This window comes from Actinacidiphila sp. bgisy167 (genome assembly GCF_057707665.1).
In genome coordinates this window covers 25,312-48,286 of the sequence record NZ_JBYIQP010000039.1, presented here as the reverse complement: position 1 = coordinate 48,286, position 22,975 = coordinate 25,312, and the positions used below count along the sequence as shown (strand labels likewise).

Below are 22,975 nucleotides of genomic sequence, written 5' to 3'. Positions count from 1 at the left end.
CCCCGCGCCCCGGAGGGGGCCAGGACCCGCGGCGGGTCCGATGCGTTTCATGAACGGCCAGCCCACCGAGCGGTCCATGGACTTCAAGGGCTCCGGCAAGCGGCTGCTGGGGCTGATGCGTCCCGAAGGCGCCCTGGTCGTCGCCATGCTGGCCTGCACGACGGTGGGCGTCGCCCTCAACGTCATCGGGCCGAAGGTGCTCGGCAAGGCCACCGACCTGATCTTCGCCGGGGTCCTCGGTCGCTCGCTGCCCGCCGGCACCGACAAGGCCCAGGCGATCGAGCACCTGCGGCAGCAGGGCAGCGGCACCCTCGCCGACCTGCTGCAGTCCGCCGACTTCACCCCGGGCGCCGGGATCGACTTCGACGCCGTGGCCCACGTGCTGCTGACCGCCCTCGCGATCTACGTGGCCGCGGCGGTCTTCGCGATCGTCCAGGGCCGGCTCGCGACGACGGTCATCCAGCGCACCGTGTTCCGGCTGCGCCAGGACGTCGAGGAGAAGCTGGCCCGGCTGCCGCTGTCGTACTTCGACCGGCAGCCGCGCGGCGAGGTGCTGAGCCGGGCCACCAACGACATCGACAACATAGGCCAGACGCTGCAGCAGACGATGGGGCAGATCATCTTCGCGCTGCTGTCGATCGTGGGCGTGCTGGTGATGATGTTCTCGATCTCCTGGCTGCTGGCGCTGGTGGCGCTGGTCACCGTGCCGCTGTCGGTGTTCGTCGCCACCGCGGTGGGCAAGCGCGCCCAGCCGCAGTTCGTGCGGCAATGGGCGACGACGGGCAGGCTCAACGCCCACATCGAGGAGATGTACACCGGGCACACCCTGGTGAAGGTCTTCGGCCGCCAGGAGGAGTCCGCGCAGGCGTTCCGCGAGCAGAACGAGGCGCTCTACCAGTCGGGCTTCCGGGCGCAGTTCATCTCGGGCGTCATCCAGCCCGCGATGATGTTCATCGGAAACGTCAACTACATCCTGGTCGCCGTGGTGGGCGGGCTGCGGGTGGCGAGCGGCGCGCTGTCCATCGGCGACGTCCAGGCCTTCATCCAGTACAGCCGGCAGTTCAGCCAGCCGCTGACCCAGGTGGCGAGCATGTCGAACCTGGTGCAGTCCGGGGTCGCCTCCGCCGAGCGCGTCTTCGAACTGCTCGACGCGCAGGAGCAGAGCCCGGAGCCGAAGTCCCTCGGCCCGCGCGGGGAGCGGCGCGGCGAGGTCCGCTTCGAGGACGTGGCGTTCCGCTACGAGCCGGACAAGCCGCTCATCGAGGACCTGTCGCTGGCCGTCGAACCGGGCCACACCGTGGCCATCGTCGGCCCCACGGGCGCGGGCAAGACCACCCTGGTCAACCTGCTCATGCGCTTCTACGAGGTCACCGGCGGGCGGATCACCCTCGACGGCACCGACATCGCGGCCATGCCGCGGGAGGAACTGCGCTCCGGTATCGGCATGGTGCTGCAGGACACCTGGCTGTTCGGCGGCACGATCGCGGAGAACATCGCGTACGGAACGGAGGGGGCCACCCGCGAGCAGATCGAGGAGGCCGCGCGCGCCGCGCACGCGGACCGCTTCATCCGCACCCTGCCGGACGGCTACGACACCGTCATCGACGACGAGGGCACAGGTGTCAGCGCCGGCGAGAAGCAGCTGATCACCATCGCGCGGGCGTTCCTGTCGGACCCGGTGATCCTCGTCCTCGACGAGGCCACCAGCTCGGTCGACACCCGCACCGAGGTACTGATCCAGCGGGCCATGGCGCAGCTCAGCCACGGCCGGACCAGTTTCGTCATCGCGCACCGCCTGTCCACGATCCGCGACGCCGACGTCATCCTGGTGATGGAGAGCGGCGCCATCGTCGAGCAGGGCGCGCACGAGGAGCTGCTGGCCAAGGGCGGTGCCTACGCCCGGCTGTACGCGGCGCAGTTCGCCCAGGCGGTCGCGGAGGTCGACTGACCGCCCGCCCGGCCACGACGCGAGCCCCCGCCGGCCCGGCCGGCGGGGGCTCGCGTGCTCAGTCCAGGTAGCCGCGCAGCTGGTCGGCGAAGGCGTGGTCGCGCAGCTTGCCGAGGGTCTTGGACTCGATCTGCCGGATGCGCTCGCGGGTGACGCCGAAGATCCGGCCGATCTCCTCCAGGGTGCGCGGCCGCCCGTCGACCAGGCCGTAGCGCAGCTGGACGACCTTGCCCTCGCGTTCGCCGAGGGTGGACAGCACCGCCTCCAGGTGCTCGCGCAGCAGCAGGAAGGAGGCGGTCTCCATGGGCGAGGCGGCGTCGCCGTCCTCGATGAGGTCGCCGAGGGCGACGTCGTCCTCCTCGCCCACCGGGGCGTGCAGGCTCACCGGCTCCTGCGCCAGGCGCAGCACCTCGGTCACCCGCTCCGGGGAGATCTCCAGGTGGGCGCCGACCTCCTCGGCGGTGGGCTCGTACCCGCGTTCCTGCAGCAGGCGGCGCTGGACGCGGACGACGCGGTTGATCAGCTCCACGACGTGGACCGGGACCCGGATGGTGCGGGCCTGGTCGGCCAGGGCGCGGCTCATGGCCTGGCGGATCCACCAGGTCGCGTACGTGGAGAACTTGAAGCCACGGGCGTAGTCGAACTTCTCCACGGCGCGGATCAGCCCGAGGTTGCCCTCCTGGACCAGGTCGAGCATGGTCAGGCCGCGGCCCACGTAGCGCTTGGCGACGGAGACGACCAGGCGGAGATTGGCCTCGATCAGGCGGCGCTTGGCCATCCGGCCGAGGACGACCAGCCGGTCGAGGTCGACGGCCAGTTCGGAGTCGGGGTCGGCGGCGCTGTTCAGCTTCTCCTCGGCGAAGAGGCCGGCCTCGACCCGGCGGGCGAGCTCGACCTCCTCCTCGGCGGTGAGCAGGGGTATCCGGCCGATCTCGCGCAGGTACTGGCGGAACAGGTCGGCGGACGGGCCGGTGACCTCACCGCCGGGCTGCCGCCGCAAGGGGCCCGGGCCGGGATCCGACACGTCGGGATCGGCGTCCGGGTCGGGAGCGGGCACGGGGCCGGAGAGCGCCTCGGCTTCGGCCTCGATGTCGGGCTCGATGTCGGGCTCGGCTTCGGCCTCGATGTCGGGCTCGATGTCGGGCTCGGCTTCGGCCTCGATGTCGGGCTCGGGCGCCGCCTCGGGGTGCACAGCCGCGTGGTTCTGCGCCGGCACGCGCTCCAGCAGGTCGTCGGCCGGGGTCGCCGGGGTCGCCGGGGACGTCAGGGTCCGGATGTGCACGGGAGCGACCTCCACGGTGAGCACGGCCACGGATTCGGAGACGCGCGCCGACGGAACGGTCGCGGCGCCCTCGCCGCGGCCCGTCCGGGAGTTCGCCGTCAGCGGTACCCCGGTGGCGTCACCGTCGACACCGCTCCGCAGCCCGCGCTCCGAGGACTCTTGCACCGCCCCCAGTGTGGCGTACGGCACACCGCGCCCACGAGGGGCGTGCGCGGCTTTTCTGTGACCGAGGGCGGCCTTCTGGTCACCCTCCCGTCGACGGCCGCCCCGCGCGGGCCGGCTCAGAGGGCGGCGGCGCCCTGTTCACGCAGGCGCTGGCCGTACTGCTGGAGCGCCCACAGCTCGCCCTGGACGGCGGAGAGCTGCGCCTCGTCCGCGTGGGGGCCGAGCCGGGCGAGGGAGGCCCGGACCTCGGCGATGCGGCGGTCGACCGCGAGCAGGCGGACCCGGACCAGGACCTCGCCCGCGTAGATGTCGGGGGCCTTGTGCATCACGGCCTCGACGGCGAGTTCGGTCACCATGCTGCGGACCGTGTCGTCCGGCGCGACGTCCCGCACCCGGGCCAGGTAGCCCTCGTCCGCGGACTCGGCGCCGCCCGCGTCGGCGATGGCACGGCGCACGGCGGTGTAGGGCGGGGCGGTGAACTCGTCCTCCCCGTAGGCGTCGAAGGCCGGGGAGACCAGCCCGGGGTGCTGCAGGGCCAGCTTGAGCAGCTCGCGCTCGACGCGGTGTGCCGGGCTGCGCAGGTCCAGCCGGGGGCCGCGCGGCGCCGCGGGTCCGGCGGGGGCCTCCGGCCGGGCCTGCGGCGGACCGCCGCGGCCGACCGGGGCGGCGGGGCCCGTCGGGCCGCCGGACTGGCGGCGTTCGCGTTGCCAGCGGGCGAGCTGGGCGACCCGGCGCACCACGAACTGCGAGTCGAGGATGCCGAGCATGCCGGCGAGCTGCACCGCGTACTCGTGCTGGATGGCGGCGTTCTTGATGCCCGCGACGATGGGCGCGCCGGCCTCCAGCGCGGAGGCGCGGCCCTCGGCGGTGTCCAGGTTGTAGCGCGCGACGGCCGACCGCAGCGCGAAGGCGAACAGCGGAGTGCGGGTGTCCATCAGCCGCTGCACGGCCGCGTCGCCCTCCGCCAGGCGCAGTTCGCAGGGGTCCATGCCGCCGGGAGTGATGGCGATGGAGGTCTCGGCGGCGAACTTCTGGTCGTCCTCGAAGGCGCGCAGGGCGGCCTTCTGGCCGGCCTCGTCACCGTCGAAGGTGAAGACGACCTCGGCGGCCGCGTTGTCCATCAGCAGACGGCGGAGGATCTTGATGTGATCGCCGCCGAAAGCGGTGCCGCAGGTGGCGATGGCGGTGGTGACGCCCGCGAGGTGGCAGGCCATGACGTCGGTGTAGCCCTCGACGACCACAGCGCGGCTGGTGCGGGCGATCTCCTTCTTGGCCAGGTCGATGCCGTACAGGACCTGGGACTTCTTGTAGATCGGCGTTTCGGGGGTGTTGAGGTACTTCGGTCCCTGGTCGTCCTCGCGCAGCTTGCGCGCGCCGAAGCCGATCACTTCGCCGGTGATGTCGCGGATGGGCCAGATGAGCCGGCCGCGGAAGCGGTCGATGGCGCCGCCCCGGCGGCTCTCGCTGGCCAGCCCGGAGACGATCAGCTCGCGGTCGGTGAAGCCCCTGCCCCGCAGGAAGCGGACGAGGTGGTCCCAGCCCGCCGGGGCGTAGCCGACGCCGAAGTGCTCGGCGGCGGCCTGGTCGAAGCCGCGCTCGGCGAGGAACTTCCGGCCGATCTCGGCCTCGGCGCCGCCGAGCTGCTCGACGTAGAACTGCGCGGCCGCCTTGTGCGCCTCGACCAGCCGGATCCGCTCGCCCTGCTGGCGGCCCGGGGTGTAGCCGCCCTCCTCGTAGCGCAGGGTGATGCCCGCCACGGCGGCCAGCCGCTCGACGGCCTCGGAGAAGGACAGGTGGTCGACCTTCATCACGAAGTCGAGGGTGTCGCCGCCCTCCTGGCAGCCGAAGCAGTGGTAGAGCCCCTTGCTCGGGCTCACGTGGAAGGACGGGGACTTCTCGTCGTGGAAGGGGCACAGCCCCTTCAGATTGCCGCCGCCCGCGCTCCTGAGCTGCAGGTACTCGGAGACGACGGCGTCGATCGGGACCGCGTCCCGCACCGCCTTGACGTCCTCGTCCCTGATCCGCCCAGCCACGGAAGGATTCTACGGCGCGGGCCGCGGAGGGTCAGACCGGCTTGGCGACGAAGAGGTAGTGCGGCCCGGCCGGCTCCAGCACGAACTCCTCGCCCACCGCCGTGAAGCCCTGCCCCTCCCAGAAGCCGCGCGCCGAGGTGCGGCCGTTGCACCACACCAGCTCGGCCCCGCGCTGCCGGGCCTGCTCCAGGGCTGCGTGCAGCAGCGCCGAGCCGTAGCCGCGGCCGCGCACCTCGGGTGCGCTGGCCATGCCGCGGATCCGGTAGGCGATCGCGGCATCGCCGGGCAGCTGCTCGGGGAAGAGGGTGACGCACGCCACGACCTCGTCGCCGCCACCGTAGGCCGCCATGTGGAAGGCGAGCGGGTGGCCGTCCTCCAGGAAGATCGCCGACTCCCGCGGGAGCCCCGGCCGCAGCACCCTCCACCGCAGATCGAAGATCTCCTCGACGGGTACGACGGCGGTCCTGGGCTTCATGGCAGTCATGCTAGGCGGTCGCCCCGGCGCTCACTCCAGCAGGGAGGCCAGCGGCACCGTCGGGTCGGCCAGCGCGTCGGTGTCGACCCGGCGGCCGGAGCGGATCAGTTTCTGGACGGTGTCGGTGACGTCCCAGACGTTGACGTTCATCCCGGCCAGCACCCGGCCTTCGCGCAGCCAGAAGGCGATGAACTGCCGCTTGCCCATGTCGCCCCGGGCCAGTACCTGGTCGTAGGTGCCGGGGGCGGCGTGCCCGGAGAACTCCATGCCCAGGTCGTACTGGTCGGTGAAGAAGTACGGGACCCGGTCGTGGACGACGTCCCGGCCGAGCATGGCGCGTGCCGCCGCCGGGCCGCCGTTCAGCGCGTTCGCCCAGTGCTCGACCCGCAACCGGCCGCCCATCAGGGGGTGTTCGGCGTTCGCCACGTCACCGGCGGCGAAGATGTCGGGGTCCGAGGTGCGCAGGGACGCGTCCACCGCGATGCCCCCGCCCGCCGCGTCGTCGGCGAGGGCGAGTCCGGAGGCCTCGGCGAGGGCCGTGCGCGGAGCCGCCCCGATCGCGGCGAGCACGCCGTGGGCGGGGTGCTCCTCGCCGTCGTCGGTGAGCACCGACAGCACCATGCCGTCCTGGCCGGTGATCTCGGTGAGCCGTGCGCCGAAGTGGAACCGCACCCCGTGCTCGCGGTGCAGGTCGGCGAAGACCTCCCCCAGTTCGGGGCCGAGCACCGAGAACAGCGGGCAGGGCTGCGGCTCCACGACCGTCACCTCGACGCCGTAGGTGCGGGCGGCCGCCGCGACCTCCAGGCCGATCCACCCCGCCCCGGCGATGACCAGATGGCCGTTCTCGCGCCCGAGGGAGGTCAGCACGTACTTCAACCGCTCGGCGTGCGCCAGGCGGCGCAGGTGGTGCACCCCCGCCAGATCGGTGCCGGGGATGTCCAGCCGGCGCGGCTCGGCGCCGGTGGCCAGCAGCAGTCTGTCGTACGGGAGCACCGTGCCGTCGCCGAGGATGATCCGCTTGGCGGCCCTGTCCAGGCCGGTGACAGGCTGCCCGAGATGGAGTTCGACGTCGTGCTCGGCGTACCAGGCGGCGGGGTGGACGAAGAGCGAGTCGCGGTCCTCGTTGCCCAGCAGGAAGCCCTTGGAGAGCGCGGGCCGCTCGTAGGGGTGGTCGCGTTCGTCCCCGATCAGTATCACGCGGCCGGTGAAGCCCTCGGAGCGCAGCGTCTCCGCCGCCTTCGCCCCGGCGAGCCCCGCCCCGACGATGACGAATGTGTGGTCTGCGTCCACCACTGTGCGCCTCCTGGTGTCCTCGGGTGCCCTGTGGCCCCTCCCTCTGGCACATGCCAGTCATGTGAGCGTCCCGCACGGCGGGGCCGACGTGAAGAGTGCCGCGCCGACCGGGAGCCGGGGCCGAGCGGCTCGCGGGGGCGGGCGGGGGTCCACCGGGGGCTCACCTCGGGCACACCCGGGAGCTCACCGGGGGGCGGTGAGCCGGGCGTGGAGGGCCGTCGCGGCGGCGTCGGTGAGCGAGGCGATCTGGTCGACGACGGCCCGCTTCCGGGCCCGGTCGTCCTTCGCCGCGTCGAAGATCCCGCGGAACTGCGGGTCCAGTCCCTCCGGCGCCCGCGCCATCAGGGCCTCGGCGAGCTCCCCGATGACCACGCGCTGCTGGGCGCGCCGCCGCTCCTGCGCCGCGCGCTGCATGACGTACCGGTCGGCGACCGCCTTCAGCACGGCGCACTCCAGGCGCTGGTCGCGCGGGACGACCAGTTGGGCGCGGTAGCGGGTGAGCCGGCCCGTGCCGTAGGCGTCGCGGGTGGCGCGCTCGGCGGCCAGGCAGAAGCGGCCGATCAGCTGCGAGGCGGCGTCCTTCAGCCGGGCCTGGGCGATGGCGGAGCCGTCGTAGCCGTGCGGCCACCACTCCATCCCCAGCAGGCGGTCCAGGGCCTCGGCGAGCTCGTCCTCGGCCGCCCCGGGGGCGTAGCGGGCGGCGGCGACGGCGAAGATCTCACGGCGCTCGGGCTGGGCGCGCAGCACCGCCGGGTCCAGATGGCCCGCGTGCAGCCCGTCCTCGACGTCGTGGACGGAGTACGCCACGTCGTCGGACCAGTCCATGACCTGTGCCTCGAAGCACTGCAGATGCGGGCGGCCGGCGGGGGCCGTGCGGCGCAGCCACTCGAAGACGGGCAGGTCGTCCTCGTACACGCCGAACTTCGGGCTGTGGGGGTCGGTGGGGTGTCCGCCGCGCGGCCACGGGTACTTCGTCGCGGCGTCCAGCGCCGCCCGGGTCAGGTTGAGGCCGACGCTGACGAGGGCGCCGTCGTCGGCGTGGGCGAAGCGCTTGGGCTCCAGCCGGGTCAGGATGCGCAGGCTCTGGGCGTTGCCCTCGAAGCCGCCGCAGCCGGCGGCGACTTCGGAGAGCACCATCTCGCCGTTGTGGCCGAAGGGCGGATGGCCGAGGTCGTGGGCCAGGCACGCCGTCTCGACGAGGTCCGGGTCGCAGCCCAGGGCCGCCCCGAGCTCCCGGCCGACCTGCGCGCACTCCAGGCTGTGCGTCAGCCGTGTCCGCGGGCTGACGCCCATCGCCCGGGCGTCGTCGACCGGGTCCACCACCTGGGTCTTCCCGGCCAGCCTGCGCAGTCCCGCGGAGTGCAGCATGCGGGCCCGGTCCCGCTGGAACGACGTGCGGCCCGGCCTCTTGTCAGGCTCGGGCACATAGCGCTCGGTGTCGGCTTCGCTGTAGGGGGCGTGGTCGGCCGCCGCGGGGTGGTTCGCGTCCATACCGCGACGGTAGCGGGCGCGACCGGGCAGCGGCGGCTACACCGTGGCGGCCTGCGCGGCGGCACCCGGGGCAACCCGCTGCCGAGCCGCGCGGAGACGCGGGAGAAGGAGCTGTGCCGTGCTGTCGAAGCGGTCCGGTCCTGGCGCGCCGTGCGGCTCCTCGGCCGTCATGCACCCGAGTGTCGCGACCGGGGGTTGCGGAGCCGTTGCAGCCGGATGACGCCCCTCCGCCGCGTCACAGGCCGCGCGCACCGGTGTGAGGGCCCCGCGCGCGGCGTCTCAGCGGCGCTTCCAGTCGCCGCCGGCGATGGGGCGGCCCTCGGCGCGCAGCTTCCGCTCGCGGTCGCCGACCGCCAGGTACACCCAGGCGGGCAGCGTCTGCCCGGCATAGGTGCGCACGTCGCGGACGACGCGCACGTACAGGTTCCCGGGCGCGTCGGGGCTGTACTCCTCAAGACGGTCGAGGTCCGCGAGCACCTCCTGGTACAGGTCCTCGACCGGATGGATCACGTCGCCGTGGACACGGCCGCGCTCGTCGGCCACGGCATAGGGGTAGCCGGGGCCCTCGAACAGCAACGCGCCGTGCAGCACGGCGGGGGTCTCGGACGTCGTCCGGCCACGCAGCAGCCAGGAGTGGTTGATCTCGCCGGGCCGCAGCGTCCCGTAGACGAAGAACGGGAGGCGGGAGTCGTCGTCAGGCATCACCCTCATGGAACCGCAGGGACGCGCGGAACGTCGACTCGGACGTGGCGGAAGGAAGCGGGAACGGGAGGACACGGGGGGCGTCTGTCAGGGCCGTCCCCGCGCGACGGCCGGGGCCGCGGCGCGCGCGGCTGCGGCGGCTCACGCGGCTGCCGCGGTCCAGGCGGGGCCGGCGGCGCCTGCTGTGGGCCGCCGTGGCGCTGGGCGTGCTGGCCCTGCTGCCCGCGACATGGCTCCGGGTCACCACGGACGACCGGGTCCGCGCGGTGGCCGACGCCCCCGCGGAGCCCGTCGCCGTCGTCTTCGGCGCGGGCCTGTGGAACGGCGAGCCCTCCCCCTACCTGGCCCACCGCCTCGACGCGGCCGCCGAGCTGTGGAGGGCGGGCAGGGTGCGGGCGGTCCTCGTCACGGGGGACAACAGCCGCACCGACTACGACGAGCCGACCGCGATGCGCGACTACCTGGCGGCGCACGGCGTGCCCCGTGACAAGGTCGTCCTCGACTACGCCGGCTTCGACACATGGGACTCGTGCGCACGGGCCCGGCGGGTCTTCGGCGTCGACCGGGCGCTGCTGGTGAGCCAGGGCTTCCACATACGGCGGGCGCTGGCGCTGTGCGGCGCGGCCGGGATCGAGGCGTACGGGATCGGTGGCGACGAGCCGCACGACGCGACCTGGTACTACGGCGGCGCCCGCGAGGTCGCCGGAGCCGTGAAGGCGGCCTTCGACGCGGCGTTCACGCCGGATCCGCGCTTCCTCGGCCCTCGCGAGCGGGGCGTCCAGCGCGCCCTGGGGTGATTCGGGGTCCGTGCTTGCGGTGTGTCGTCGTGTGCGGGTCCGGTGCGCCCGCACGGGCGTCCCCCACCCTCCCGCCGCTCGGAGGTACCGGCGAGACGGGCCCCGGCAGTGACGGAAGTCGCTGCCGGGGCCCGTTTCTCGTGTTCAGCCCGCCGCGACGACCAGGCCGACGCCCTGCACCAGGGTGCGCGCCGCGGACCCGGAGTCGCCGAGGTAGCCCGCGACCATCGCTCCGTCGCGCAGGGCGACCACCATGTCGGCGGACCGCCGGGGGTCCGCGACGCCCATGGTCGCGAAAGTGTCCTCCAGGACGTGGTGGAACCACTCGCGGTGCCGCAGTACGACTTGGTGGATCGGGCACTTCCGATCCGGGTACTCCGCGGCCGCGTTGATGAAGGGGCAGAGGGCGAAGACCGCGCAGGAGGCGAGCAGGAGGACACCGGAGCGGCGCACGGCAGACCGGTGACGGCGCGCGCATACCGCGGTGGGGGGCCGCGCAAGCCTGTGACCTGCGGTTTCGGTCCACCGTGCGTTCCGGATGCGGATCTTCGGCAGGGCGGTGATGCTGAGAGCAGTGCCACTTACGGCGAGGAGGACAGCGATGTCCATGTTCGACAAGATCAAGGCGAAGCTGAAGGGCCACGAGAGCCAGTCCCAGAGGGGCATCGACAAGGGCGGCGACATGCTGGACGAGAAGACCGGCGGAAAGTACCAGCGCCAGGTCGACACCGCCCAGGACAAGCTGGGCGACGAGTTCGGCTCCGGCAGCACCGGCGAGGACCGTCCCCCGCACTCCTGACGCCGAAGGGCCGCCGCGCACCCGTGTGAAGGGCGCGCGGCGGCCCTACGCTGGCGCGCATGGTGTGGACCGCGAACGACATCCCCGACCAGAGCGGCCGCACGGCCGTCGTCACCGGAGCGAACAGCGGCATCGGCTACTGCACCGCCCGCGAGCTCGCCCGCAGGGGCGCGAGGGTGCTGCTCGCCTGCCGCAGCGAGACCCGCGGCAAGGAGGCGGTCGAGCGCCTCAAGGCCGAGGTGCCCGACGCCCGCGCCGGGTACCGCCACCTGGATCTCGGCGACCTGGCCTCGGTGCGCGCCTTCGCCGCCGGGTTCGACGCCACCGGGCTGGACCTGCTGGTCGACAACGCCGGTGTGATGGCCCTGCCGTACGGCACCACCGCCGACGGTTTCGAGACGCAGATGGGCGTGAACCACCTCGGCCACTTCGCCCTGACCGGGCTGCTGCTGCCACGGCTGCTGGCCACCCCCGGCGCAAGGGTCGTCTGCGTCTCCAGCGTCATGCACGCGGTCTCCACGGTCGACCCCCGTGACCTGGGCAGCGAGCGCGGCTACCGGCGGTGGATCGCCTACGCCCGCTCCAAGAGCGCCAACCTGCTCTTCGTCCACGAGTTGTCGCGGCGGCTGGCGGCCGCGGGCGCGGACACCGTCGCGGCGGCGGCCCATCCCGGCTACGCGAACACCGACCTGCAGACCCGCGCCGCCCGCATGGAGCACCGCCGGACCGTGGAACGCCTGGTCGAGCTGGGCAACCGGGTGCTCGCCCAGTCCGCGGACGCCGGCGCGCTCCCGGTGCTGTACGCCGCCACGGCTCCCGGTGTGCTCCCCGACTCCTTCACCGGCCCGCGCTTCCTGGGATGGCGCGGCTCCCCCGCCCCCTCGTGGCGTGCCCCGTGGACCCGTGACGACCGCGCCGGCGAGATGCTGTGGGCGGCTTCCGAGCGGCTCACCGGTGTCCGCTACGGCCTGCCCGGGCGGTCCGAGGGTGCCGGGAGTGAGCTCTGAACAGCACCGGCCGTCGGCCACCTGACGGAACCGCGGACCAGCGGGTGAGGCGGGTCCGAATGGCCCCGGTCGCCCATGTCGCCCCCGGCCGTTCACCGCTCGGCGGGGCGACGGCCGGTTTCGGCATGAGTCAGCGGCGGGGGCGGCCCGGGCATACCTCACTGCCCCTCACCGACCGGAGCGGGAAGTGGGGTATTCGGCCGAAAGCGGGGAGGGCCGGGAGAGCGGGGGAGAACCCCACCCCGGCGACCTGCCCGCGGTGGCTCGATCCGCTGCCTCCCGGCACGTCTGCGCCAGGACGGTGAACGAGGCGGAAAGTAGCGGACTGTTCACTCCACGTTGGCTCGGGGGCCGCGGCGCCCGTCCTAGCCTTCCGGTGCGCGACCCGCCCGCGGCGTTGGGTCCGGGCGGGCCATCCGTCGTCCCTGGAGTGATCGTGGAACGTCGAACCTTCCTGCGCGGAGCCGTGGTCGGCGGCTCGGCTGCCGCATTCGGCGGCACCCTCATGCGCGGGGCGGTCTACGCCGCACCCGCCCAGCCCGGCACCGGCCCCTACGGCGCGCTGCGGGCGCCCGACGCCAACGGCATCGCCCTGCCGAGCGGTTTCACCAGCCGGGTCGTCGCCCGGTCCGGCCAGGCAGTGCCGGGCACCTCGTACACCTGGCACAACGCGCCCGACGGCGGCGCGTGCTTCGCCGACGGCACCGGCTGGATCTACGTCTCCAACTCCGAGATCGACCCCAACGGAGGCGCGAGCGCGGTCCGGTTCGACGCCGCCGGCACCGTCACCGGCGCCTATCGGATCCTCTCCGGCACCCGTCAGAACTGCGCCGGCGGCAGGACGCCCTGGAACAGCTGGCTGTCCTGCGAGGAGGTCAGCCTCGGCTACGTCTACGAGACCGACCCACGCGGCGTGCAGGCAGCCGTCCGCCGCGCCGCCATGGGCAGGTTCAAGCACGAGGCGGCTGCCGCCGACCCCGTGCGCAAGGTGGTCTACCTGACCGAGGACGAGACCAACGGCTGCTTCTACCGGTTCATCCCGGCCGTGTGGGGCGACCTCTCCGCCGGGACGCTGCAGGTGCTGGTCGCCGGCACCGCGACCTCGGGCACCTTCAGCTGGGCGAACGTGCCCGACCCTGACGGCTCCCCGACCGCGACACGCAGCCAGGTCTCCGGCGCGAAGAGGTTCAACGGCGGCGAGGGCTGCCACTACGCCGACGACGCCGTCTGGTTCACCACCAAGGGCGACAACCGCGTCTGGCGGCTCGACCTGGCCGCCGGTACCTACGCGCTGGCGTACGACGACTCCCTCGTCGTCTCCGGCAGCGCCCCGCTGACGGGGGTGGACAACATCACCGGCAGTTCCTCCGGCGACCTCTACGTCGCCGAGGACGGCGGCAGCATGGAGATCTGCCTGATCACCCCGGACGACGTCGTCGCGCCGTTCCTGCGTGTCAACGGCCAGTCCGCCTCCGAGATCACCGGTCCCGCCTTCTCCCCCGACGGCACCCGGCTGTACTTCTCCTCCCAGCGCGGCACGAGCGGCAGCTCGTCGGGCGGCATCACCTACGAGGTGCGCGGCCCGTTCCGGGCCTGACGCGGGCGGAACGGAAAGCGGGGGCGGCGCCTTCACACAAAGGCGCCGCCCCCGGTGAGGGTGGGAGATGGTCTTCGGGGCCGGTGGTTACCGGCTGCCGCTGCTGTGGTCCTGAGCGGCGGCCCGGCCCGCCTCCAGGCGGGCGACGGGGATGCGGAACGGGGAGCAGGAGACGTAGTCCAGGCCCACCTCGTGGAAGAAGTGGACGGACTCGGGGTCGCCGCCGTGCTCGCCGCACACGCCGAGCTTGAGGTCGGGGCGGGTGGCGCGGCCGGCCTCGGCGGCGGAGCGGACGAGGGAGCCGACGCCGTCCTTGTCGATGGTCTCGAACGGGGAGACGCCGAAGATGCCCTTCTCCAGGTAGGCGGTGAAGAAGCTCGCCTCGACGTCGTCGCGGCTGAATCCCCAGACCGTCTGGGTCAGGTCGTTGGTGCCGAAGGAGAAGAACTCGGCGGCCTCGGCGATCTGGGCGGCGGTCAGGGCCGCGCGGGGCAGCTCGATCATCGTGCCGAGGGCGAGGTCGAGCTTGGTGCCCGTGGCGGCCTCGGCCTCGGCGATGACGGACTCTGCCTCCTCGCGGACGATCTCCAGCTCCTGGACGGTTCCCACCAGCGGGATCATGATCTCGACCCGCGGGTCGCCCTTGGCCTTGCGGCGTTCGGCCGCCGCCTCGGCGATCGCCCGCACCTGCATGGCGAACAGGCCGGGGATGACCAGCCCGAGGCGCACGCCGCGCAGGCCCAGCATCGGGTTCTGCTCGTGCAGCTTGTGGACGGCCTGCAGCAGGCGCAGGTCGTTCTCGTTGGCGTCCTTGCGCGCCTCGGCGAGCGCGACGCGCACCGACAGTTCGGTGATGTCGGGCAGGAACTCGTGCAGCGGCGGGTCCAGCAGGCGCACCGTCACCGGCAGCCCGTCCATCGCCTCGAAGAGCTCGACGAAGTCGGCCCGCTGCAGCGGCAGCAGGGCGGCGAGCGCCTCGTCGCGCTCGGAGTCGGTGTCAGCGAGGATCAGCCGCTCCACCAGTTCCCGGCGCTCACCGAGGAACATGTGCTCGGTGCGGCACAGACCGATGCCCTGGGCGCCGAAACGGCGGGCGCGCGCGGCGTCCTCGGCGTTGTCGGCGTTGGCGCGCACCCGCAGCCGGCGGACCCGGTCCGCGTACGCCATGATCCGGTGCACGGCCTTGACCAGCTCGTCGGCGTCGTCGGCGCCGGCGTGCATGCGGCCCTCGAAGTACTCCACGACCGGTGAGGGGACGACCGGCACCCGGCCGAGGTAGACCTTGCCGGAGGAGCCGTCGATGGAGACGAGGTCGCCCTCCTCGACCACGACCCCGCCGGGCGCCGTCATCCGGCGGCGCTTGGTGTCGACCTCGAGCTCCTCGGCGCCGCACACACAGGTCTTGCCCATGCCGCGGGCGACGACGGCGGCGTGCGAGGTCTTGCCGCCGCGTGAGGTGAGGATGCCCTCGGCGGCGATCATCCCGTTGAGGTCGTCGGGGTTGGTCTCGCGGCGGATGAGGATGACCTGCTCACCGGAGCGCGACCACTTCACGGCGGTGTAGGAGTCGAAGACGGCCTTGCCGACCGCCGCGCCCGGCGAGGCGGCGATGCCCCAGCCGATCCGCTGGGCCTTGGCCTTCTCGTCGAAGCGGGGGAACATCAGCTGGGCCAGCTGCGCGCCGCTGACCCGCTGCAGGGCCTCGGCCTCGTCGATCAGGCCCTGGTCGACCAGCTGGGTGGCGATGCGGAAGGCCGCGGCGGCGGTGCGCTTGCCCACGCGGGTCTGCAGCATCCACAGTTTGCCGCGCTCGATGGTGAACTCGATGTCGCACAGGTCCTTGTAGTGCGTCTCGAGGGTCTCCATGATCTGCAGCAGCTGGTCGTAGGACGTCTTGTCCAGCTGCTCCAGCTCGGCGAGCGGCACGGTGTTGCGGATGCCCGCCACGACGTCCTCGCCCTGGGCGTTGCACAGGTAGTCCCCGTAGACGCCCTGGTGGCCGGTGGCCGGGTCGCGGGTGAAGGCGACACCGGTGCCGGAGTCGGAGCCCAGGTTCCCGAAGACCATCGAGCAGATGTTGACGGCCGTGCCCAGGTCGCCGGGGATGCGCTCCTGGCGGCGGTAGAGCTTGGCGCGCTCGCCGTTCCACGAGTCGAAGACGGCGCGCACGGCCATGTCCATCTGCTCGCGCGGGTCCTGCGGGAAGTCCCGCCCGGTCTCCTTGGCGACGACCGCCTTGAACCGGTCGACCAGCGCCTGCAGGTCGCCGGCGTCCAGGTCGACGTCGTCGTGGACGCCCTTGGCCCGTTTGGCCTGCTCCAGCGCGTCCTCGAAGAGGTCGCCGTCGACGCCCAGCACGGTCTTTCCGAACATCTGGATCAGGCGCCGGTAGGAGTCCCACGCGAAGCGCTCGTTGCCGGCCTGCGCGGCGAGGCCCGCGACCGAGGCGTCGGACAGGCCGATGTTCAAAACGGTGTCCATCATGCCCGGCATGCTGAACTTCGCCCCCGAGCGGACGGAGACGAGCAGCGGGTCGTCCGCCTGCCCGAGCTTCTTGCCCATCCCCTTCTCGAGCGCTTCGAGGTGCGCACTCACCTCGTCGCGCAGCGCCGGGGGTTCGGCGCCCGACTCCAGGTAGACCTTGCAGGCCTCGGTAGTGATCGTGAAGCCCGGGGGCACGGGCAGTTCGAGGTTGGTCATCTCGGCGAGGTTCGCGCCCTTGCCGCCGAGCAGGTCCTTGCGGTCCTTGTTGCCCTCGGTGAAGTCGTAGACGAACTTCTGGATTACTTGTTCTTCCGACACGGGACTCGCTCCTCGCGGCCGGGATGCCCTGACGGCGGGGAGCGTACCCATCTCTAAGGCGCTGCAGTACGTCAATCACCAGGTCACACGGTTGTAACCACCCATCCGCCGAGAGATCGAAAGTCAGGGCGTCCCTCCGGGTGAACGAGGGGCACGTTCAAGGGTCGAACACACGCTCTCCTAACGTGGCCGACGCACCCGGGAACCGAGACGCTGCGTGACGGATCACTTGACCAACTGTCGACGAGAGCCCTGGCACCCAGTGCCACTCATTGGAGAGGTGTCACGACACTCCTCGCGCTCATCTGAGCAATGCCACTATCAGACGTGGCGAGAATCACTCGCGGCACGGGCCCTTCACCGCACGCCGGGAACGTCTCGGCGGCCGGGCGGCCGGGCTCGGCGGCGGGCCGGAACATCCGCGAACGTCCTCAGCCGCCCGAGGTGTCCAGCTCGGCGTCGGCGCCGACGACCACCGAGCAGTCGTACGGGTCCTCCAGCCACCCGTCCGGGAGCACCACGCGCTTGCTCCCTGCCGTCCGGCCGCGCGGCCCCTCGGCGCCGTCCGGCCATTCCTGGTCCAGGTCGAGGTCGGCGAGGTGGGCGTCCAGCTCGGCCAGCGACGAGGTCATCGCCAGCTTGCGGCGCATCTCCGAGCCCACCGAGAAGCCCTTGGTGTACCAGGCGACGTGCTTGCGGAAGTCGATGACGCCGCGCTCCTCGTCGCCCAGCCACTCCCCCAGCAGCTCGGCGTGGCGCCGCATGACGGCGGCGACCTCGCGCAGCGACGGGGCGGCCGGGGCGCCGCCTCCCTCGAAGGCCGCCACCAGGTCGCCGAACAGCCAGGGGCGGCCGAGGCAGCCCCGGCCGACCACGACGCCGTCGCAGCCGGTCTCGCGCATCATCCGGACCGCGTCCGCGGCGCTCCAGATGTCGCCGTTGCCCAGCACGGGGATCTCCGGGACGTGCTCCTTGAGACGGGCGATCGCCTCCCAGTCGGCCGTGCCGCCGTAGTGCTGGGCAGCGGTCCTGCCGTGCAGCGCGACGGCGGTGACGCCCTCCTCGACGGCGATCCGGCCGGCGTCCAGGTAGGTGGTGTGGTCGTCGTCGATGCCCTTGCGCATCTTGATCGTGACCGGCAGGTCGCCCGCGTTGCCGACCGCCTCGCGCAGGATCGAGCGGAGCAGGTTGCGCTTGTAGGGCAGGGCCGAGCCGCCGCCGCGGCGGGTCACCTTGGGGACCGGGCAGCCGAAGTTCAGGTCGATGTGGTCGGCGAGGTCCTCGTCCACGATCATCCGCACCGCCTTGCCGACGGTGACGGGGTCGACCCCGTACAGCTGGATCGAGCGCGGCTTCTCGCTGCCGTCGAAGCGGATCAAGTGCATCGTCTTGTCGTTGCGCTCGACGAGGGCCCGGGTGGTGATCATCTCCGAGACGAAGAGCCCCTTGCCGCCGGAGAACTCGCGGCACAGCGTGCGGAACGGCGCGTTGGTGATCCCGGCCATCGGTGCCAGCACCACCGGCGGCCACACGGTGTGCGGGCCGATGCGGAGTGCGGGTGCGGCGGCGTCAGCAGTCATGCGGACCATTCTCCCGTATCGCCCGGGCGGCATTGGGTGTAACGTGAAATGATTACACGCATACAACCAGTGCGTGCGGAACAAGGAGCCCGATGCCCGAGCTGAGCCGGCGCAGACGCCTTCTGGTACTGGCGATCTGCTGCATGAGTCTGCTGATCGTCAGCCTCGACAACACCATCCTCAATGTCGCGCTGCCCTCCATGCGCCGGGACCTGCACACCTCCGTGTCCGGACTGCAGTGGACCATCGACGCCTACACCCTCGTGCTGGCCTCGCTGCTCATGCTCTCCGGCTCGACGGCCGACCGGATCGGCCGGCGGCGGATCTTCCGAACCGGCCTGGTGATCTTCACGGTCGCGTCCGGTCTGTGCAGCATCGCCCCCAGCCTGGAGTGGCTGGTGGTCTTCCGCATGCTGCAGGCGGTCGGCGGGTCGATGCTCAACCCCGTCGCGATGTCGATCATCACCAACGTCTTCACCGATCCGCGCGAGCGCGCGCGGGCGATCGGGGCGTGGGGCGGCGTCGTCGGCATCAGCATGGCCGCCGGGCCCATCATCGGCGGCGCGCTCGTGGAGACGGTCGGCTGGCGCTCGGTGTTCTGGATCAACCTGCCGATCGGGCTGCTCGCCCTGGTGCTGACCACGCTGTACGTCCCCGAGTCCCGCGCGCCCCGGCCGCGCCGGATCGACCCGGTCGGCCAGCTGCTGGTCGTCGCGGTGCTCGGCTCGCTGACGTACGCCATCATCGAGGCGCCCGCGGCGGGCTGGGGCTCCCCCGCCATCGTCGGCTGCCTCGCCCTCGCCGTGTGCTCCGCGGTGGCCCTGGTCGGCTACGAGCGGCGGCGCAGGGAACCCCTCATCGACCCGCGCTTCTTCCGCAGCGCGCCCTTCAGCGGGGCGACGGTGATAGCGGTGAGCGCCTTCGCCGCCCTCGCCGGCTTCCTCTTCCTGAACACCCTGTACCTCCAGGACGTCCGCGGGCTGTCGGCCCTGGACGCGGGTCTGCATCTGCTGCCGATGGCGGTCATGGCCCTGGTCTGCGCCCCGCTCTCCGGACGCCTGGTCGGCAGCCGCGGGCCGCGGCTGCCGCTGCTGCTGGCGGGGCTCGGCTTCACGGCGAGCGGCGTGCTGTTCGCCGCGCTGGACGCGACCGCCTCGGACGCGAAGCTGTTCACCGCCTACGTGCTGTTCGGCTTCGGCTTCGGCTTCGTCAACGCGCCGATCACCAACACCGCCGTCTCCGGCATGCCGCGCAGCCAGGCGGGGGTCGCGGCGGCGGTGGCCTCGACCAGCCGGCAGGTCGGACAGTCCCTGGGCGTGGCCGTCCTGGGCGCGGCGCTCGCCGCCGGACTCGACCTCACCGCCTGGTGGATCGTCACCGGCTGCGGGGTGGCGATCCTCGCGCTGGGGTGGCTGACCTCGGGTCCCTGGGCCGCGGGCACCGCGGCACGCGCCGCCGCGCAGTTCAGCGAGGAGGCCGCCCGCGAGCCGGTGGGCGCCCGGTGAACGAGCCCACGGCCACCCGCGTGTGGCGCAACCTCCGCACACTCGTCCTCGAGCGCAACGAACGCCGCCGCGAGGTCGCCGAGGCCCTCGGCATGAGCTTCTTCCGGGTCAAGGCGCTGCGCCGGATCGCGGCGAGCCCCGTGACCCCCGGCGACCTCGCCGCCGACCTGCTGACCGACCGCCCGTACGCCACGCTGGTCGTCGACGACCTCGCCCGCCGGGGGCTGGTGGAACGCACGCCGCACCCGCGCGACCGGCGCCGCAAGCTCGTGAGCGTGACACCGGCCGGGGCCGCGGCGGCGCAGGAGGCCGAACGCATCCTCGGTACTCCCCCGCCAGGCCTGGTGGGGCTGGACCCGGCGGAACTCGCGCAGCTGGACCGGGTGGTGGCCAAGCTGCTGGGACCGGGTCCCGGGTGAGCGGGGAAAACGGGGGGCCGCTGTCGGTGCCCGGCGCTACCGTCGCAGACATGACGACGCAGATCACCGAGCCTTGCGACGCCCGCTCCAGGGCGGCGCTGACGGAGCTGACCGCGCGCGGCGTACGGCCGAAGTACCTGTTCTTCTGGGGCCACCAGCCGCAGCGCGACGGCGGCGTGGGCGCGGGCTGCCTCAGCCAGTGGTGGCCCGCGGAGTTCACCGTCGACGGCGTCCGATACGCCACGGCGGAGCACTGGATGATGGCCGGCAAAGCCCGCCTCTTCGGCGACGACCGGGCCCTCGCCGCGATCCTCGCCGCCCCGCATCCGCACGCCGCCAAGAAGCTGGGGCGCGAGGTGCGCGGCTTCGACGGCGCGACATGGGAACGGCACCGCGAGGAGCTGGTCGTCGAGGGCAACGTCGCCAAGTTCGGCCAGGACGCGGCCCTACGCGCCTACCTGCTGGGCACCGGCTCGCGCGTGCTGGTCGAGGCCAGCCCGGTGGACCGCATATGGGGCATCGGCCTGACCGCCGAAGACGAGGCCGCCGCCGACCCCGCGCGGTGGCGCGGCCTGAACCTGCTGGGCTTCGCCCTCATGGAGACGCGCCGGCGGCTCCTCACACCGGCAGCGGCATGACGCTCGGCGCGGACCTGGCCGTCTCGTAGAGCCGGTCCAGCCGCTCGCGAGTGTTCGCGTCGGCGACCCGCCGGAACTCGGGTTCCGGCGGGTCGTCAGGATGTCCTGTCGACTTCTCTATCCGCTCCGGCTCGGCCGCATCAGCAGAGACAGGGATCCGCCACCGAGCCCAGGCGCAGCACGTCGTCGTCCCGCAGCGCACCCGCGTAGGCCTGCACCTCGTCCACGTCGCCGTGGAGGTACTCGCCCCAACCGTCACCGGCTTTCGCCCGGCCGATCTGAAGGGCGCCACCGCTGTGCCAACCGTTGGGAAGGATCGCGGTCGCCCCAGCGTGCGTGTATCCGTCCAGATAGAGCTTGATCGTGTCGGTCGCGTCGTCGTAGACCACGGCGAGCCTGCGCCCCTGGCCCTCTCCGCCGTCCGCTCCGGCGATCTGTGAGACCACCCTCTCAGGAGCTCCGGCCTCGTCCTTCTCCGGCATCACCAGTTGCCAGGTGTGCGTGGACGGCTCGTAGCGCACCTTGAACGCATCGGTGTGCTCGCCCGCCTGTGAGAGCACGGTCATCGGGTGGGCCGGCGCGACGTCCGCGAGGCGGACGACGACGCCGATGGTGAAGCTGTCCCCGGTGTCCACGACGGGCCCGTCGGCAACGGCGTACCCGGTCTCGCCGTCCAGGCGCAGATGCCCCTCACCGGCGAGGGGCGGCGGCATGTAGGGGCAGTCGGGGTCGACGTCCGGGATACACGAAGGCTCCCGGTAGATGGAGGCTCCTGTGCCGAGCCGCAGCGGCGCGCCGTCCGCGTGCTCGGGGCTCGCGCCGTCCGTCACGTTCTCCAGCGACCAGTGGCCGATCAGCTGCGGCTTGCGCCGTCCCAGTCCGGCCGCCTCACCGGGCACCACGACCCGGTCGTGGACCTGCACGTCACCGATGTCGCCGTGCCACCGGTCACGGTAGCCGTTGACCCCGCGGGCTCGTCCGATCTGGAACGCACCGCTCGTCGCGGCGGGAGCCGCCTCCGCCGCGGTGCCGACCTCATGGCCGTTGACGTACAACCGCGCGCGACCTGTCTCCGCGTCGTACAGCCCCAGCAGATGTGCCCACTCGCCGATCTCCGGCGCGCCACCGGACACCCGCGCGCCACCCGTCGCGAACGACCAGGCCGCGCCGCCGTCCCCGCTGCGCAGCCCGAGGCTGAAGCCGGGCTTCCCGTCCGCGTCCTGGCTGGCGACGGTCATGTTCCGGCCCGTCTCGGCGGGCCGCACCCAGGCGCTGACGGCGAAGGTCCTGCTGAGGTCGGTGGCGGGGGCGTCCGTGGTCAGGAAGCCGTGGCCGCCGCCGTCGAGGGCGACCGTGGCGGTGCTTTCGGTGCCGGTGGGTGCCGCGCCGCCGAACGTCACGCCGATGCCGGCCCGTGCGGCGGTGCCCGTCTCGGCGGCGGCCGAACGGGAGCCGGCCGGGTCGTCCAGCCTCCAGCGGGCGACAGGGGCGCGCCCGGACGCGACGTTGAACTCGTACCGCGACTCCGCGCTGCTCCGGCCCGCCCTGTCGACGGCGCGGACCGTCAGCCAGTTGGGCCCTGAAGTGAGCGGCAGATACCGGACCGTGACAGCCGCGCCCGGCCGCTCCGCGGAGACGGTCCCGTAAGGGCCGCCCAGGAAGCCATACGTGTACGACACCACGTCGTCGGAAGGCGAGTCCATGGTGAAGTGGCCGTAGACGCCCACCCCGTCCACCCAGAAGACCTCGTCGGGGTTGGGGTATTCGGGAGAGCTGATCGTCGCCTTCTCGGGGTTCACGTCGTCGTACACGAACGAGCAGACCGAGCCGTCGCCCTCATCGCTCCACGCGGAGGTCGCCTTGCCGTCGTTCGCGCGGACGTGCCAGGAGACGACCGTGTCCGCCGGGATGTCGGTCGGCATCGTCCAGTAGAAACGCGACCCCGACGACAAGGTGATAGTTATGTAGCTTCGGCGCTGCTCCGCTCCTGCCGCGTCCGTCCACCACGCCTCGAACTCGCCGCCGAGCGGTTTGGCTTCGTTGGGCCGGTTGTCGTCGTACAGCACGGCACTGAGCCTGGGCGGCTGCGCGACGTACGGCGTGTCGTCGCCGGTCGCGCAGGCCTTGCTCTCCGACTGAAGGTCGTGCACCAGCGGCTGGTGTGGCGGCGCGTCGTCCACCGCTTGCGCCGTGCCGGCGGTCGTGGCCAGCAGCGCCGCCGCACAGATCCCCACCGCCAACGATCTGCGCCTGCCAGGTCTTCCGAACACCGTCAAGTGACCCTCCCCTGTGCGCTCTTGTGTGCGCTTGTGCGTCCTCGCGCTCGTGGATCACACGAGCCGCACGAAGCTAACAGAGGCCACTGACAGCACTGAAAGTGTTTTCTCCCGCCCACCTGTTCGGCCGCGGACGGCGCGCCGGCCCTGCGGCCGCAGCACGCCG

Annotated in this window: 18 protein-coding genes; 8 read left to right on the top strand and 10 right to left on the bottom strand. The window is 72.6% G+C overall.

Annotation, left to right across the window (positions count from 1 at the left end; genetic code table 11):
- Window positions 1-49 precede the first annotated feature (49 nt).
- Window positions 50-1,948, top strand: coding sequence for an ABC transporter ATP-binding protein (locus AC3ET4_RS16920; protein WP_431950096.1), 1,899 nt, complete (start codon window positions 50-52; stop codon window positions 1,946-1,948).
- Between the two features lie 58 nt (window positions 1,949-2,006).
- Here the strand turns inward: AC3ET4_RS16920 and AC3ET4_RS16915 are convergent, their stop codons facing one another.
- From AC3ET4_RS16915 to AC3ET4_RS16890, 6 genes are all read right to left on the bottom strand, one after another.
- Window positions 2,007-3,395, bottom strand: coding sequence for an RNA polymerase sigma factor (locus AC3ET4_RS16915; RefSeq protein WP_431950094.1), 1,389 nt, complete (start codon window positions 3,393-3,395; stop codon window positions 2,007-2,009).
- A gap of 116 nt (window positions 3,396-3,511) precedes the next feature.
- On the bottom strand, window positions 3,512-5,428 hold the full coding sequence (gene dnaG / locus AC3ET4_RS16910; RefSeq protein WP_431950092.1) for a DNA primase: 1,917 nt from the start codon (window positions 5,426-5,428) through the stop codon (window positions 3,512-3,514).
- A 31-nt stretch (window positions 5,429-5,459) separates the two neighbouring features.
- A complete protein-coding gene (locus AC3ET4_RS16905; protein ID WP_431950090.1) occupies window positions 5,460-5,903 on the bottom strand; it encodes a GNAT family N-acetyltransferase in 444 nt (147 codons plus the stop codon).
- A 30-nt stretch (window positions 5,904-5,933) separates the two neighbouring features.
- Complete coding sequence (locus AC3ET4_RS16900) at window positions 5,934-7,196, bottom strand: NAD(P)/FAD-dependent oxidoreductase (protein WP_431950088.1); 1,263 nt, start codon at window positions 7,194-7,196, stop codon at window positions 5,934-5,936.
- 183 nt (window positions 7,197-7,379) lie between these two features.
- Window positions 7,380-8,687 carry a deoxyguanosinetriphosphate triphosphohydrolase gene (locus tag AC3ET4_RS16895; RefSeq protein ID WP_431950086.1) on the bottom strand — a complete coding sequence of 436 codons (1,308 nt, stop codon included), beginning with the start codon at window positions 8,685-8,687 and terminating at the stop codon, window positions 7,380-7,382.
- A 279-nt stretch (window positions 8,688-8,966) separates the two neighbouring features.
- Window positions 8,967-9,389 carry a gamma-glutamylcyclotransferase family protein gene (locus AC3ET4_RS16890; protein ID WP_431950084.1) on the bottom strand — a complete coding sequence of 141 codons (423 nt, stop codon included), beginning with the start codon at window positions 9,387-9,389 and terminating at the stop codon, window positions 8,967-8,969.
- Between the two features lie 131 nt (window positions 9,390-9,520).
- Here AC3ET4_RS16890 and AC3ET4_RS16885 point away from each other — a divergent pair, with 131 nt between their 5' ends.
- Entirely contained in the window at window positions 9,521-10,186 is a 666-nt protein-coding gene (locus AC3ET4_RS16885; RefSeq protein ID WP_431950108.1) for a SanA/YdcF family protein, read from the top strand.
- A 144-nt stretch (window positions 10,187-10,330) separates the two neighbouring features.
- On the opposite strand, the gene AC3ET4_RS16880 is transcribed toward AC3ET4_RS16885, so the two are convergent.
- Window positions 10,331-10,639: a hypothetical protein gene (locus AC3ET4_RS16880; protein WP_431950082.1), complete on the bottom strand. Its 309-nt coding sequence runs from the start codon at window positions 10,637-10,639 to the stop codon at window positions 10,331-10,333.
- A gap of 148 nt (window positions 10,640-10,787) precedes the next feature.
- Between AC3ET4_RS16880 and AC3ET4_RS16875 the strand changes: the two genes are divergently transcribed.
- The 3 genes from AC3ET4_RS16875 (at window position 10,788) to AC3ET4_RS16865 (ending at window position 13,589) form a co-directional block, all read left to right on the top strand.
- The gene (locus AC3ET4_RS16875; RefSeq protein ID WP_431950080.1) at window positions 10,788-10,985 is read left to right on the top strand and encodes an antitoxin; all 198 of its coding nucleotides are present in this window, start codon (window positions 10,788-10,790) and stop codon (window positions 10,983-10,985) included.
- A 59-nt stretch (window positions 10,986-11,044) separates the two neighbouring features.
- A complete protein-coding gene (locus AC3ET4_RS16870) occupies window positions 11,045-11,992 on the top strand; it encodes an oxidoreductase (RefSeq protein WP_431950078.1) in 948 nt (315 codons plus the stop codon).
- A 436-nt stretch (window positions 11,993-12,428) separates the two neighbouring features.
- A complete protein-coding gene (locus AC3ET4_RS16865) occupies window positions 12,429-13,589 on the top strand; it encodes an alkaline phosphatase PhoX (RefSeq protein ID WP_431950076.1) in 1,161 nt (386 codons plus the stop codon).
- 87 nt (window positions 13,590-13,676) lie between these two features.
- Here the strand turns inward: AC3ET4_RS16865 and ppdK are convergent, their stop codons facing one another.
- Both ppdK and dusB read right to left on the bottom strand, forming a co-directional pair.
- Complete coding sequence (gene ppdK / locus AC3ET4_RS16860; RefSeq protein ID WP_431950106.1) at window positions 13,677-16,373, bottom strand: pyruvate, phosphate dikinase; 2,697 nt, start codon at window positions 16,371-16,373, stop codon at window positions 13,677-13,679.
- Window positions 16,374-16,822: 449 nt separating this feature from the next.
- The gene (gene dusB / locus AC3ET4_RS16855) at window positions 16,823-17,971 is read right to left on the bottom strand and encodes a tRNA dihydrouridine synthase DusB (RefSeq protein WP_431950074.1); all 1,149 of its coding nucleotides are present in this window, start codon (window positions 17,969-17,971) and stop codon (window positions 16,823-16,825) included.
- A 92-nt stretch (window positions 17,972-18,063) separates the two neighbouring features.
- Between dusB and AC3ET4_RS16850 the strand changes: the two genes are divergently transcribed.
- Genes AC3ET4_RS16850 through ybiA form a run of 3 tightly spaced genes read left to right on the top strand, consistent with a single transcriptional unit; the run spans window position 18,064 to window position 20,533 of the window.
- Complete coding sequence (locus AC3ET4_RS16850) at window positions 18,064-19,476, top strand: MFS transporter (protein ID WP_431950072.1); 1,413 nt, start codon at window positions 18,064-18,066, stop codon at window positions 19,474-19,476.
- Entirely contained in the window at window positions 19,473-19,895 is a 423-nt protein-coding gene (locus AC3ET4_RS16845; RefSeq protein WP_431950070.1) for a MarR family winged helix-turn-helix transcriptional regulator, read from the top strand. The genes AC3ET4_RS16850 and AC3ET4_RS16845 overlap by 4 nt, the downstream gene beginning before the upstream one ends.
- Before the next feature lie 50 nt (window positions 19,896-19,945).
- Window positions 19,946-20,533, top strand: coding sequence for a riboflavin biosynthesis intermediates N-glycosidase (ybiA, locus tag AC3ET4_RS16840; RefSeq protein WP_431950068.1), 588 nt, complete (start codon window positions 19,946-19,948; stop codon window positions 20,531-20,533).
- Window positions 20,534-20,673: 140 nt separating this feature from the next.
- Here the strand turns inward: ybiA and AC3ET4_RS16835 are convergent, their stop codons facing one another.
- A complete protein-coding gene (locus tag AC3ET4_RS16835; protein WP_431950066.1) occupies window positions 20,674-22,767 on the bottom strand; it encodes a LamG domain-containing protein in 2,094 nt (697 codons plus the stop codon).
- Between the last annotated feature and the right edge of the window lie 208 nt (window positions 22,768-22,975).